15 protein-coding genes and 1 tRNA gene are annotated in these 12,297 nt (G+C 68.0%); 9 read left to right on the top strand and 7 right to left on the bottom strand.

Annotated features, from left to right (window positions below):
• Positions 1 to 42 precede the first annotated feature (42 nt).
• The gene (locus IG04_RS0131005) at positions 43 to 1,089 is read left to right on the top strand and encodes a cytochrome P450 (RefSeq protein ID WP_030480287.1); all 1,047 of its coding nucleotides are present in this window, start codon (positions 43 to 45) and stop codon (positions 1,087 to 1,089) included.
• On the opposite strand, the gene IG04_RS0131010 is transcribed toward IG04_RS0131005, so the two are convergent.
• From IG04_RS0131010 to IG04_RS0131020, 3 genes are all read right to left on the bottom strand, one after another.
• Positions 1,064 to 1,492 (bottom strand): OsmC family protein, encoded by a 429-nt coding sequence (locus tag IG04_RS0131010; RefSeq protein ID WP_030480288.1) that lies wholly within the window; start codon positions 1,490 to 1,492, stop codon positions 1,064 to 1,066. The genes IG04_RS0131005 and IG04_RS0131010 overlap by 26 nt on opposite strands.
• Before the next feature lie 157 nt (positions 1,493 to 1,649).
• Positions 1,650 to 1,722: transfer RNA gene (locus tag IG04_RS0131015), tRNA-Gly, on the bottom strand.
• A gap of 33 nt (positions 1,723 to 1,755) precedes the next feature.
• Positions 1,756 to 2,154 (bottom strand): DUF7674 family protein, encoded by a 399-nt coding sequence (locus IG04_RS0131020; protein WP_030480289.1) that lies wholly within the window; start codon positions 2,152 to 2,154, stop codon positions 1,756 to 1,758.
• Between the two features lie 159 nt (positions 2,155 to 2,313).
• Between IG04_RS0131020 and IG04_RS43075 the strand changes: the two genes are divergently transcribed.
• The 4 genes from IG04_RS43075 to IG04_RS0131040 all read left to right on the top strand — a co-directional run bounded on the left by IG04_RS43075 (position 2,314) and on the right by IG04_RS0131040 (position 5,529).
• The gene (locus IG04_RS43075) at positions 2,314 to 3,633 is read left to right on the top strand and encodes a sigma-70 family RNA polymerase sigma factor (protein ID WP_245816640.1); all 1,320 of its coding nucleotides are present in this window, start codon (positions 2,314 to 2,316) and stop codon (positions 3,631 to 3,633) included.
• 94 nt (positions 3,634 to 3,727) lie between these two features.
• The gene (locus IG04_RS0131030; protein ID WP_030480291.1) at positions 3,728 to 4,165 is read left to right on the top strand and encodes a hypothetical protein; all 438 of its coding nucleotides are present in this window, start codon (positions 3,728 to 3,730) and stop codon (positions 4,163 to 4,165) included.
• Between the two features lie 15 nt (positions 4,166 to 4,180).
• Positions 4,181 to 5,047 carry a DNA-formamidopyrimidine glycosylase family protein gene (locus IG04_RS0131035; protein WP_030480292.1) on the top strand — a complete coding sequence of 289 codons (867 nt, stop codon included), beginning with the start codon at positions 4,181 to 4,183 and terminating at the stop codon, positions 5,045 to 5,047.
• A gap of 35 nt (positions 5,048 to 5,082) precedes the next feature.
• On the top strand, positions 5,083 to 5,529 hold the full coding sequence (locus IG04_RS0131040; protein WP_090006688.1) for a hypothetical protein: 447 nt from the start codon (positions 5,083 to 5,085) through the stop codon (positions 5,527 to 5,529).
• 3 nt (positions 5,530 to 5,532) lie between these two features.
• On the opposite strand, the gene IG04_RS0131045 is transcribed toward IG04_RS0131040, so the two are convergent.
• From IG04_RS0131045 to IG04_RS0131055, 3 genes are read right to left on the bottom strand one after another with little or no spacing between them, the layout of a single operon-like run.
• Positions 5,533 to 6,108 (bottom strand): LutC/YkgG family protein, encoded by a 576-nt coding sequence (locus IG04_RS0131045; RefSeq protein WP_030480294.1) that lies wholly within the window; start codon positions 6,106 to 6,108, stop codon positions 5,533 to 5,535.
• Positions 6,101 to 7,519: a LutB/LldF family L-lactate oxidation iron-sulfur protein gene (locus IG04_RS0131050; protein ID WP_030480295.1), complete on the bottom strand. Its 1,419-nt coding sequence runs from the start codon at positions 7,517 to 7,519 to the stop codon at positions 6,101 to 6,103. The genes IG04_RS0131045 and IG04_RS0131050 overlap by 8 nt, the downstream gene beginning before the upstream one ends.
• Positions 7,501 to 8,208, bottom strand: coding sequence for a (Fe-S)-binding protein (locus tag IG04_RS0131055; RefSeq protein ID WP_030480296.1), 708 nt, complete (start codon positions 8,206 to 8,208; stop codon positions 7,501 to 7,503). Before IG04_RS0131055 ends, IG04_RS0131050 begins: the two co-directional genes overlap by 19 nt.
• A 111-nt stretch (positions 8,209 to 8,319) precedes the next feature.
• Here IG04_RS0131055 and IG04_RS0131060 point away from each other — a divergent pair, with 111 nt between their 5' ends.
• The gene (locus tag IG04_RS0131060) at positions 8,320 to 9,582 is read left to right on the top strand and encodes a sensor histidine kinase (RefSeq protein ID WP_030480297.1); all 1,263 of its coding nucleotides are present in this window, start codon (positions 8,320 to 8,322) and stop codon (positions 9,580 to 9,582) included.
• Positions 9,583 to 9,815: 233 nt separating this feature from the next.
• On the opposite strand, the gene IG04_RS47335 is transcribed toward IG04_RS0131060, so the two are convergent.
• The gene (locus IG04_RS47335) at positions 9,816 to 9,983 is read right to left on the bottom strand and encodes a hypothetical protein (protein WP_166048541.1); all 168 of its coding nucleotides are present in this window, start codon (positions 9,981 to 9,983) and stop codon (positions 9,816 to 9,818) included.
• A 98-nt stretch (positions 9,984 to 10,081) separates the two neighbouring features.
• Here IG04_RS47335 and IG04_RS0131070 point away from each other — a divergent pair, with 98 nt between their 5' ends.
• From IG04_RS0131070 to IG04_RS0131080, 3 genes are all read left to right on the top strand, one after another.
• Positions 10,082 to 10,942, top strand: coding sequence for a S49 family peptidase (locus IG04_RS0131070; protein ID WP_030480298.1), 861 nt, complete (start codon positions 10,082 to 10,084; stop codon positions 10,940 to 10,942).
• A 63-nt stretch (positions 10,943 to 11,005) separates the two neighbouring features.
• A complete protein-coding gene (locus tag IG04_RS0131075; RefSeq protein WP_030480299.1) occupies positions 11,006 to 11,872 on the top strand; it encodes a LytR/AlgR family response regulator transcription factor in 867 nt (288 codons plus the stop codon).
• Complete coding sequence (locus IG04_RS0131080; protein WP_030480300.1) at positions 11,869 to 12,297, top strand: hypothetical protein; 429 nt, start codon at positions 11,869 to 11,871, stop codon at positions 12,295 to 12,297. The genes IG04_RS0131075 and IG04_RS0131080 overlap by 4 nt, the downstream gene beginning before the upstream one ends.

Raw genomic sequence — 12,297 nt, forward strand, 5'->3', positions numbered from 1 at the left:
GTCAGCCCCCGACAAAGGCCATAACCGCGCAAAGATAGCGCAATGGAATTCGACCCGAGAATCAACGCCCAGCGCGTCACCGCGTACGCCGACCTGCGTGCCGTGCTGGCTGATCCGGTGACGTTCTCCTCCCGGAACATGGCAGGTCCGCAGGTCGCGGCCGTGGCGGCGCTGATGCCGCCGGAGCAGCGGCGATTGCTCGAATTGATGTCCTCACTCAATGCGGCGGACGGCCCGAGACACGCCCGAATTCGTGCGGCGGCGAATCAGAAATTCACCCCAACGGCCGTGCGCCAAATGGCTGACTCAATTAGGGAACGCGCGAGGACGCTGCTCGACGAACTGCCGGAAGAAGCGGACTTCGTCGGCGAGTTCGCCGCACCGTTCGCGCTCGGAGTCGTCGGTGACGTGCTCGGCGTGCCCGAGGCGGACTTCCCGCTGTTCCGCGAGTTCGTGGCACCCGTGCTGGAACTGACCAGCGGCGAGGAGGTCAGCGAGCGCGCCCTCGGGTCGTACTTCGCCGGGACGAACGAGTTCTGCGCCTACTTCGCGCGCTCGAACGCGTTCCGGGGCGGGCAGTTGTCCGAGCAGGAACGGCTGTCGCTGTGCCTTGCGGTCGTCGTGGCCGGTACCGACTCGACGACGAACATGCTGGCCAGCATGTTCCTACGGCTCAACGACACGGAACGCCGGCTGGGCGGCGTGGTGGAGGAGGTGGTGCGGCTCGACACGCCGTTCGCCGGGTTCTTCCGGACGGCGACGTGCCCGGTGACCACGGGCGGGGTGCGGATCGAGGAGGGCGAGCACCTGTTCCTCGACTACGCGGCCGGCAACCGCGACCCGAAGGTGTTCAGCGAGGACTTCGATCCCGGCAGGCCGTCCGTGCCGGGGCATCTCGGCTTCGGGCATGGGCCGCACTACTGCCTGGGCGCCCAGCTGGCCCGGCTGGAGGGCCGGATCGTCGCCGAAGAGCTGCTCGACCGCTCGTCCGAGGTGGCCGAGCAGCCCGGCGACGTGCGTTACCGCAGGCACCTGATCAGTCACGGGCCCGCGGAGCTGCGGTTCAGACCAGGGCAGCGTCGAGGGTGATGTTCTCGACGGCCGCGAGCGCCTTGGAGACCGGGCAGTTCGCCTTGGCGCCCTCGGCGGCCGTGACGAAGTCCTCCTGGGACAGGCCCGGCACGTTGGCGCGGACGGTCAGGTGGATGCCGGTGATGCCGACGCCCGCCTGGAACGAGACCTCGGCCTTGGTGTCGATCGAGGTGGGCGGCGTGCCCGCGCCGGTCAGGCCGTGCGAGAGCGCCATCGAGTAGCAGGCCGAGTGTGCGGCGGCGATGAGCTCCTCGGGACTGGTCTTGCCGCCCGCCTCCTCGGCGCGCGCCTTCCAGTCGATGTCGAAGCTGCCGCTGTTGGAGGTGGCGAGGCTGACGTTTCCCTTGCCCTCGACGAGGGAGCCTTCCCAGTGAGCGTTTGCCGTCTGCTTGATGGCCATGATCTCCAGGTCCTTGTCGAACGGGCTCGATCAGGTTGATGCGAGCGGTCTGGGACCACCTTTTCACGGGTCGCGCCTGAGATCACCTCGAGAACCGCGTGAACACCCGATAAACGAAAGAAGCCCGGTGTCCACAGGACACCGGGCTTCTTTCGAGAGCGGATGACGAGACTCGAACTCGCGACCCTCACCTTGGCAAGGTGATGCGCTACCAACTGCGCTACATCCGCACTGCCTTACGGGAGAGAACTATACAACAGGCTCTAAACGGCATCTTGCGAGGGGGGCTCCAAACCGGCCAGCAGTTGATCTACCTCGTCCAACTGCTCCTTCGGCCAGCGCCACTCCCACAGCGCCCGCACCTTGGGCAGCACGTCGACCGGCAGCCACGCGGCCACCTCCTCGCGGAGGTCCCAGTCGTCGAACACGTGCTCGTAGAAGCTGATCAGTGCCGCGTTCTCCAGGAACTGTTCCGGCTGGTGGAAGCACCAGTGCGCGAAGCCGTACGCACGCCGCAGCACCTCGTCGTCCTGCGCGCGGTGCGCTTCCTGCGCCAGCTGAGACAGCTCGGAGAAGAAGACGTGGCAGGACCACTCCTCGGTCTCGGCGACCGCCCGGAGTTCCGGCACCAGGGCCGAAGCACGTTCTCGCCAGTCCACCACGTGCGTGACGATAGTCGCTGGATCTTGTCGCGCCGACCGTCCGACGCCCACCTGTGACCGTCCTGTCACCGATCGCGTTGCGCTGATCAGCCCACGCCGAACGGATGGTCTTGTATATCGACCTGTTCTCATCGAGGAGCAGTTCTGGCCCCTTGTGGCATGTTGAGGCCTGTGATGGTCGACGAGAACGAGGTCGACCGGGACCTGCTCGCCAGAGTGCGCGAGGGAGACGACTCGGCCTACGGCGAACTGTTCTCCCGGCATGCGGACGCGATCCGCCGTTTTTCTCTCAGGCACGTCCGGGAGGCGGCCGAGGCCGACGACCTCACCGCTGAATCGTTCTTCCGCATGCTCCAGGCGATCCGCCGCGGCAGCGGGCCCACCGACCATGTCCGCACCTACCTGCTCACCGTCGCGCGCCGCGTCGCGTGGGAGTGGAGCGGACGGCGCCGCGACGTGCCGGTGGAGGACGAGGAGCTGGGCCGTCGCGTCGAGCCGGTGAGCGACAACGCGAACAGCAGAGCCGAGCACAACCTCATCACCAGGGCCTTCTCCAGCCTGCCCGAACGCTGGCGGGTCGTGCTGTGGCGCGTCGAGGTCGAGGGCGAACGCCCCGCCACCGTGGCACCGCACTTCGGACTCTCGCCGAACGCCATGTCGGCGTTGGCCCGCCGTGCGCGCGAGGGACTGCGTGCGGCGTACCTGCAGGCCCACCTCGCGGCCGACGACGGGCGTTCGTCGTGCGCGGCGATCCGGTCGAAGCTCGGCACCTACACCGCGGGCGGGGTCCAGGGCGTCGAGGAACGCCGGATCCGCGGCCACCTCGACACCTGTTCCGGCTGCACACAGCTCTACACCGAGCTGAACGAGGTCTGCGCGACGTTGCGTGCCAGCGCGGCGTACCTGATCGTGCCGTCGGCGCTGGGGCTCGCGTTCGCCGGCAAGGTTTTCCTGACCAAGGCGAAGCTGGCGTTCGTGGCGGCGAGCGTGGCGACCGTCGGCCTGTTCGGGACGATGGCCGCGGTGTTCAACGGCGCCGCCGGTGTCGCCGTGCTGCAGCCGGACCAGAAGCCGGTGATCGCCATGGAGACGTCCGGGTCGTCGAGCTCCGAGCACAGCCAGGGACTCGTGGTGGCCCAGCCGCCCGCTCCCGAGCAGCAGCGGGCCAAGCCGCAGGAGAACGTGGTCAACCCCGGCGGGCAGCGCCAGGAGACCGTGCGCAGGACCGCCTCGTCCGTGCCGGCGCCGACCAGCGAGCCGCACCAGGATCCGCCGGCCGAGCGGGCTGAGACGATCGTCGAGTCGTCGGGCCAGTCCGACGTGGTCAGCACGTCGTCGACGTCGTCGCGGGAAATCAGGTCGCTCGACGTGCAGTCGTCGTCGTCCGAACCGCCGACGCCGTCCTCCGTACCGTGCTCGTCGCCGCGGACCACGGTCACGACGGCCACGCTCTACCCGACAGAGCCGCGCCAGAACTGACGGTGACGATCAAGGTCCGGCGAGTTCACCCACAAGGCTCTGCCCGCGCCAGGTACGGTTTGGCCAAGACCGACCGAGCGTGGGAGACGGGTACATGACGCGGCTGGTGCGCGGTGCTGACGGGCGGATGTGGACGGTCCACAGCCGCATCGAGTGGCGCAACCCGGTGGAGTCCGACGACTTCGAACACGACGTCAGCGGCGGTGCTCTGCCCGGCATCATGATGGGTGGCATGCTCGTCGTGATGGTGGTCGTGCTGATCGCCTGGACGCCGGAGCAGGTCGTCGTGCCGGCCTGGCTGATCCTCGCGCTGATCTTCCTGTTCGCCTTCTTCCCGGTCCGCTGGGCGCTGCGCCGCCCGCACACGCTGGTCGCGGAGAGCAAGGCCACGCCCGACGAGCTGCCACCCGAGCGGTGGATCGGGTCCGTTCGCGGCCCCATGGCGGTGCGCCAGGAGGCCTCCCGGGTCGCCCGGACGATCGAGATGCACTCGCTGCCGGACGTCGAAGGTCCGTTGCAACCCGTCGACTGATGCGACACTGGACCGGTGCCCGAACTACCCGAGGTAGAAGCACTGGTTCACCACCTGCGTGAGAACGCGGTGGGCCGTGTGGTGCACCGCGTCGACGTCGCCTCGTTGCAGGTGCTCAAGACGTTCGACCCGCCATGGACGGCGCTGCACGGCCAGGAGGTCGTGGCCGCGCACCGGCACGGCAAGCACCTCGACCTGGAGGTCGCGGACGGCCTGCACCTGGTCGTGCACCTCGCCCGGGCCGGCTGGCTGCGCTGGGCCGACACCATGTCCGCGCCACCGCCCAAGCAGGGCCGCGGGCCGCTGGCGTTGCGCGTCCATCTGGGTCCGCCCGGCCAGGGGCCGGGGTTCGACCTGACGGAAGCGGGCACGAAGAAGGGGCTCGCGGCGTGGGTCGTGCGCGACCCGAAGACCATCGCGAGCGTCGCCAGGCTGGGCCCGGACGCGTTGGGGATCACCCGCACGCAGCTGGAAGACCTGTTCGACAAGCGGACCGAGCGGCTCAAGACGTCGCTCACGGACCAGAGCCTGATCGCGGGCATCGGCAACGCCTATTCCGACGAGATCATGCACATGGCGCGGCTTTCGCCGTACGCGACGACGGGCAAGCTGAACTCGGAGCAGCTCGACCACCTGCACGAGGCGCTGCTCACGACCCTGACCGATGCGGTCGCACGGTCCGTTGGGCAGGACGCCGCGCGGTTGAAGGGTGAGAAGCGGTCGGGGCTGCGGGTGCACGCGCGCACGGGGCTGCCGTGTCCGGTGTGCGGTGACACGGTTCGTGAGGTGTCGTTCGCGGACAAGGCGTTCCAGTACTGCGCGACGTGTCAGACCGGCGGCAAGCCGCTGGCGGACCGCCGGCTGTCCCGCCTGCTCAAATAACCGCTGCTTAACCGGTCTGGCCCAGCCTCGTAGGCATGACACGTCTGAGGAAAGCCGTCGCCGTAGTGGTGGCCGCCGCCGCGGCCCTCATCGTCGCGCCGATGAACGCGCACGCCGCCGAGTACGGGTGCACCGGTTCGCTGATCGACACCTACAAGGTGTACTCGAAGGTGCCGAACCACCTGAGCACGATCCGCCTGTACTACAACTCCAGCACGGGCTACAACTGCGCGGCGAACGTGAAGACCGCGTACTACTCGCAGTTCAAGCACTTCGCCAGCATCAGCATGTACAACCAGGACTTCCGCGAGGACGACAACAACCGTCCCGGCTACAACAACGACTACGACGCCGGCAACTTCCAGTACTACGCCGGTCCGGTCAAGGTGTACGCCAAGGGCAAGTGCGTGACGATTCGCGCCATTACCAAGTACTACGACGAGATGGCCATCAAGGACGCCGTCGGAGTCCACTGCGGTTAGATCCTAAACGATCAACACCTCCAGGGTGCGAGGGCCGTGGACGCCCTCCACCCGGTTGAGCTCGATGTCGCTCGTCGCGGACGGCCCGCTGATGAACGTCAACGGCCGCGTGGACTCCAGTCGCCGCAGGGCTTCCGGCACCGACGCGGCGATCTGGTCCACCCGCACCACGCACAGGTGGTAGTCGGGCAGCAGGGTGAGCGCGCGGCGGCCCTGAGCCTCGCCGCCGTCCAGCACGATCGTGCCGGTGTCGGCGATGGCCACCGCGCATCCGGTCAGCACGCCGTCCGCCCGGTCGAGATCCTCGATCGACAACGGCTCGCGCAACCACGTGACGCCGTCGATCAGCCACTCGTCCGGAACGCCTTGTGGCGCAACGATTCGTTTACCGGTCAGCGCCTTCAGCGCATCGGGAACGCTGGTGACGGTGTGCACGATCGCGCGGTAGTCGGCGACCCGTTCGGCGAACAGCTCGACGCCGCCGGGACCCGTCTGGTGGTAGCCGCGGACGACGGGAGCCGCGGCCGGGACCCGCGCGTCGCGGATGCGCTGAAGGATCTCTTCTCGTGCGCTAGCCACGGTTCTTCCTCCACCAGGCGCGGAACGACTCGGCCGGTGGTGCGGGCACGTCGCGGGAGGACGTCCACCTCGACCCCGGCCACGGCAGTGACGTGATCTTGCCGTCCCTGGCCAGGAATCGGGCCAGGGAACCGGCTTTCTGCGCCTTCTCGTAGCGGGAGGCCTCCCGGAACATCCACGCGGCGGCCGCCATCGCGACGGACTCGGCCGTGCGTCCCTTGGCCTCCACGACCTCGGCACGCAGGTGCGTGAGGACGGACGGGATGTCGATCCGCACCGGGCAGACCTCGAAGCAGGCGCCGCAAAGCGAAGAGGCGTAAGGAAGTGACGCCGCCTGCGGGTCGTGCAGGTCGCCGACCAGCTGCGGCGTCAGGATCGCGCCGATCGGTCCGGGGTAGACCGAGCCGTACGACTTGCCGCCGGTACGTTCGTAGACCGGGCAGACGTTGAGGCAGGCCGAGCACCGGATGCAGCGGAGTGCCTGGCGCCCGACGGAATCCGTCAACGTCGCGGTGCGGCCGTTGTCGATCAGCACGAGGTGGAACCGCTGCGGCCCGTCGCCGGGCGTCACGCCGGTCCACACGCTCGTGTACGGGTTCATCCGCTCCGCCGTGGACGAGCGGGGCAGCAGCTGCAGGAAGACCTCGAGGTCCTGCCACGTCGGCACGAGCTTCTCGATGCCCATCACGGTGATCAGGGTCTCCGGCAGCGTCAGGCACATCCGGCCGTTGCCCTCGGACTCCAGCACCACGATCGACCCGGTGTCGGCGACGGCGAAGTTCGCTCCCGAGATGGCGACCCTGGTGGTCAGGAACTTCTCCCGCAGGTACACCCGCGCCGCCTCGGCGAGGTCCGCCGGTTCGTCGGAGACCTCGACCCCCATGCGGCGCTGGAAGATCTCGCGGATCTCCGAGCGGTTGCGGTGGATCGCGGGCACCAGGATGTGCGACGGCCGGTCGTCGCCGAGCTGCACGATCAGCTCGGCGAGGTCGGTCTCGATCGCGTGCACGCCACCGGCTTCGAGGGCCTCGTTGAGCCCGATCTCGGCCGTGGCCATGGACTTGACCTTGACGACCTCGTCCGCCTGCTCGGCGCGGCAGAGGTCGAGCACGATCCGGTTCGCCTCTTCGGCGTCCCGGGCCCAGTGGACGACGCCGCCGCGTGCCGTGACCGACTCCTCGAGCTGGATCAGGAGCGTGTCGAGACGCGCCAGGACGTCGTCCTTGATCTGCTCGCCGGCGACCCGCAGCTGTTCCCAGTCGGTCATCTCGGCGACCGCGGCCTCCCGGCGTCCCCGGATGGTGCCGGTGGCCTTGCGCAGGTTCTGCCGCAGCTGGGTGTCCTGCAGGGCCTCTTTCGCGGCCTTCGGGAACGTCGGGCTGCCCAGCCACGTCACCGGGTTGCGAGCCACGGGTCCTCCTCCGTCGAAGCCAGGATCTCCGCCAGGTGCACCGGCCGCACGCCCGTGCGCAGTCGTGAGAGCCCACCTCCGATATGCATGAGGCAGGAGTTGTCGCCCGCACTCACGACCTCGGCGCCGGTGGAGAGCACACAGGTCATCTTGTCCGCGAGCATCGCCGTGGACGTCTCGGCGTTCTTCACCGCGAACGTGCCACCGAAGCCGCAGCACTGCGTCGAGTCCGGCAGTTCCACCAGATCGAGTGCCTTCACGGCCCTGAGCAGCGCCAACGGCTTGTCGCCGACCCCCAGCATGCGCAACGAGTGACACGTGGGGTGGTAGGTGACCCGGTGGGGGAACCAGGCACCGACGTCGATCACACCCAGCACGTCGACCAGGAACTCCGCGAGCTCGAACGTGCGCGGCGGAGACTCACCCAGCGTGGGATGGACCTCCCGGACCATGCCGGCACATGACCCGGATGGCGCAACCACGTAGTCGTAGCTTCCGAAGACGTCGGTGTACTTGCGGGCCAACGGCTTCGAAAGCTCCCGGTAACCGGTGTTGAAGTGCATCTGGCCGCAGCACGTCTGGTCGAGCGGGAACTCGACCGAACAGCCGAGCCGCTCCAGCAGACGCACCACGGCACGGGCCGTCTCCGGGAAGAACGTGTCCGTCAGGCAGGTCGCGAACAGTGCCACTTTCACCCGCACACCCTCTCCCCAAATTCATCGGATGTCTACCCGGACCGGTGGACCGTACGGGGGTACGCCGGGCGCGCCTCTTGCTATAGGGGTGCCCCACGGCACAGCATGTGCACTGTGGGCGACCTGTTGACCGAGCGCGCCGTGCTCGGTGTCATCGCGACCCTGGCCGTTCTGGGCCTCTTCGTGATGCTGTGCCGCGCTCGACGAGTCAGTACCTCTGTCGAGGATGCTGTGATGGACATGCTCGACCGGATGTCCAAGGCGTCGAGCGACCTCCGCGCGGGCCTGACCCAGGAGGCCGCCGACAAGGCCACACCCCACCTGCGCGAGATGCTGCGGTGCGTCGCGGTCGCCATCACCGACGAAGAGGGCACTGTCCTGTCGTGGGACGGCGGCGCGAACGACCACTACGAGTACCTCCGCGACACGGTGGCCCGGGCCATCAACAACTGCCACAAGGAACACGTGGACCATCGCAAACTCGGCTGCGAGCTGCAGGGTCCGTGCTCACTGCACAGCGTCGTCGTGGTGCCCCTGGTCGTCGAGGGAGACGTCGCCGGCACGTTGATCGTGGTCTCCGGCGTGGCCTCGAAGCGCCAGATCCGGATGGCCGAGGAGACCGCCCGCTTCGTCTCGACCCAGCTCGAACTGGAAGTCGTCCAGAAGCAACGCCAGGCGCTGGCCCAGGCCGAGGTGAAGGCCCTGCGGGCCCAGATCTCGCCGCACTTCGTCTACAACGCGCTGAACACGATCTCCTCGCTGATCCGCACCGACCCGTCGCACGCCCGTGAGCTGCTGCAGGAGTTCGCGGAGTTCACGCGCTACTCGTTCCGCACCGACGGCTTGTTCACGACCCTCGCCGATGAATTGACCAACATCCATCGCTACCTGACCATCGAACAGGCCCGTTACGGCGCCCGGCTGAGCGTCAGGCTGCGCATCGCCCCCGAGGTCCTGCAGGTCGTCCTGCCGTTCCTGGTCCTGCAACCCCTGGTCGAGAACGCGGTGCGGCACGGCCTGGCCAAGAAGCCCGGCGGCGGCATGCTCACCATCACGGCCGAGGACAACGGCAACGAGGCCCTGATCAGCGTCGAGGACGACGGCGTCGGCATGGACCCCGACCGCCTCGACGACATCAAGGATGCCCACCAGACCGGCGCGCACGTCGGCATCGGCAACATCAACGACCGCATGCGCACGGTGTTCGGCGCCGAGTACGCCCTGGTCGTGGAGACGGCGCCGAGCGCGGGCACCAAGGTCATCCTGAAGGTGCCGAAGTTCGCCCGCAACGTGCTGCCGAACCTGAACATCGGTTCTCAGATGACCGACGAGCCGATGACGGCGGAGCAGCCCGCGATCCGCGCCTGACCTGCATCGATGGCCGGTCAAGAAGTTGCAAGGTCAATCATGCTCAACCCGGACGTGCATCGTGCCGATTGTGGTGTTGACCAATGAACAGCCGGCCGTTTGAGCAACCAGGGGCCGGCCGCGAGTAAAGGCCACATCCAGTGCACGAACACCAAGCACCCGAGCGCGTCCGCGTCTGCATCAAGTGCACCGCCAAGGGGTTCAGCAGCTGCAAGTGCTGACGAGCACTCGGCTCAGCGAGCCGCCACCGCCAAGGTCGTGATCAGCACGACGGCGCACACGCTCCAGCTCACCCACATCCAGTAGATGTGCATCGGCGTCGGCCCGGCGGCGTTCTGCCTGCCCCGGTCGTCCCACCACTCGACATACCGTTCGAGCCAGCGGATCGGGTTGAACGTCACGGCCCGAACCTAGCATCTTGTGTTCCAGGTCACGCGGGAGCAACCGACAGTGCGGTTGGGCTCCCGCGTGTCCGCAAAACGCACGTACTGTCGAGTACATGAGCGTCACGGACAAGATCGCGGCCCGGCTCCCGAGGGTCATGGACCGGGGTGAGCGGCCGCCGGTGGTCGCGGCGGTGCGGTTGCACGGGGTCATCACCCCGCAGTCCTCGCCTGTCGCGCGCAACACGATCAACCTCCAGAACGTCGAGTCGGCCATCAACCGGGCGTTCGACAACGAGCGCCTGATCGCCGTGGCCCTGCTCATCAACTCTCCGGGCGGCGCGCCCACCCAGAGCGCCCTGATCGCCGAGCGCATCCGTGAGCTCGCCACCAAGAAGCACGTGCCCGTGCTCGCGTTCTGCGAGGACGTGGCGGCGTCCGGTGGCTACTGGCTGGCCTGCGCCGGCGACGAGATCTACGCGCACGGCACCTCTCTCGTGGGTTCCATCGGTGTCGTGAGCGCCGGATTCGGGCTCAACGGCCTGCTGGACAAGGCCGGTGTCGAGCGCCGCGTCTACACGGCCGGCGAGAACAAGGTCCGGCTCGACCCGTTCCAGGCGGAGAAGCCCGAGGACGTCGAGTGGTTGAAGTCGCTGCACGCCGATCTGCACGAGCAGTTCAGGGCGTGGGTCACCGAACGCCGCGGCGCCAAGCTCAAGAGCGAGGAAGACCTCTTCAGCGGCGAGATCTGGACCGGCACCAGGGCCCAGCAACTCGGCCTGATCGACGGCATCGGCACCATCCGGACCGTCATCGCCAAGCGCTTCCCGGACGCCGAGCTCACGATCGCGGAGCCGCGCAAGCCGTTGCTGGCCAAGCTCGGGCTGACCGGGGCGTCCACCCGATCGGGCGATCTCGTGACGCAGGTGCTGGCGAGTGTCGAGGAACGTGCTCGCTGGTCCCGATTCGGGCTGTGAGCATCAGTTCGGTTTCACAGGGCGTGTCGAGGCCTACCCCGGCGTAGACATGACCGCACATTGATGGGCAAGATGCCCGACACAGTGAGTACCCATGACAACACCGGTCTCCTCGTCCTCGCAGTCGATGACGAGGCCCCTGGCCTGAGCGAGATCAAGTTCCTGCTCGAGAGCAGTCCTCACATCAGGCGCGTCCTCACGGCTTTCGACGCCGCCGAGGCTCTGCGCATCCTGAGGGGTGACTACGAGCAGGAGGTCATGGCGCGGACCAAGGCCGGCCTGCCGCCGGTCGACGCGGTGTTCGCGGACATCAACATGCCCGGACTGTCCGGAATGGACCTCGCGCGGGTGCTCAGTGCGTTCCGGTATCCGCCCGCGCTGGTCTTCGTGACGGGTGTCGAGGAACGCGACGCGCTCGTCACGGCGTTCGACGTCGGCGCGCTCGACTTCATCAACAAGCCGATCAACGAGGAGCGCGTCCTCAAGGCGATCTCGCGGGTCGCGGATCGAGTGGGCCGCACAGCGGCGCCGGCGAACCCGTCGGGCCCGGCCGCGCAGAACCCCGCCGAACCGACCGACGACGAGGTCATCCCCGTCGAACTCGGCGGCACCATCAAGCTCGTGCCGCGCGCGTCCGTGCGGTACGTCGAGGCGCAGGGCGACTACGCCCGCCTCCACACGCAGGACGGCAGCCACCTCGTCCGCATCCCGCTCGCCCAGCTCGAAGAACGCTGGGCGAACGCGGGTTTCGTGCGCATCCACCGCTCGTACCTGGTGGCGTTGCCGCTGGTGAGCGAGCTGCGGATGACGGCGAACGGCTACGCGGTCGTCATCGGCACCGGTGACGGTGCCAAGGAGCTCCCGGTGAGCCGCCGGCACACCAAGGAGCTCAAGGAACGGATCGTGCGACCGCCGAAGAGCGGCTGGTGAGCAGGCACGACGCGGGAAAGCCCGAGCCACCCGCCCGCGAGGCCTGGCTCGGCGAGCAGGGCAGCAGGCCTCGCCGCCGCAGGGTCGTGCTCGCGGACTCCACGAAGAAGAGCGGCAAGGCGTTACGAACGATCATCGAGCTGGAGGAGCAGACCAGCGTCGGTGAGAAGCTGGTCCGCGACCTCATCCGGCAGCAGCTCAAGTCCGCGTTCGGGCTCGCGTTCGCCGTCCTGATCGGGATGTGCCTGCTCCCGATCACCTTCTACCTGGTCCCCTCGATCGGGGAACTGAAGATCCTCGGCATTCCCATCCCGTGGCTCGTGCTCGGTCTCGCGCCCTTCCCGATCCTCTACGGCGTCGGGTGGGTCTTCCGCAGACAGGCCGAACGGCACGAGCGCGACTTCGTGAACATGGTCGACCGCTGA

Origin of the sequence: Lentzea albidocapillata, assembly GCF_000719115.1 — a bacterium.
Lineage (GTDB): Bacteria > Actinomycetota > Actinomycetes > Mycobacteriales > Pseudonocardiaceae > Lentzea > Lentzea albidocapillata.

Coding starts and splice junctions, on each gene's coding strand:
- IG04_RS0131005 (WP_030480287.1), top strand. CDS start 43: ATGGAATTCGACCCGAGAATCAACGCCCAGCGCGTCACCGCGTACGCC.
- IG04_RS0131010 (WP_030480288.1), bottom strand. CDS start 1,492: ATGGCCATCAAGCAGACGGCAAACGCTCACTGGGAAGGCTCCCTCGTC.
- IG04_RS43075 (WP_245816640.1), top strand. CDS start 2,314: ATGTTGAGGCCTGTGATGGTCGACGAGAACGAGGTCGACCGGGACCTG.
- IG04_RS0131030 (WP_030480291.1), top strand. CDS start 3,728: ATGACGCGGCTGGTGCGCGGTGCTGACGGGCGGATGTGGACGGTCCAC.
- IG04_RS0131040 (WP_090006688.1), top strand. CDS start 5,083: ATGACACGTCTGAGGAAAGCCGTCGCCGTAGTGGTGGCCGCCGCCGCG.
- IG04_RS0131060 (WP_030480297.1), top strand. CDS start 8,320: ATGTGCACTGTGGGCGACCTGTTGACCGAGCGCGCCGTGCTCGGTGTC.
- IG04_RS0131070 (WP_030480298.1), top strand. CDS start 10,082: ATGAGCGTCACGGACAAGATCGCGGCCCGGCTCCCGAGGGTCATGGAC.
- IG04_RS0131075 (WP_030480299.1), top strand. CDS start 11,006: ATGGGCAAGATGCCCGACACAGTGAGTACCCATGACAACACCGGTCTC.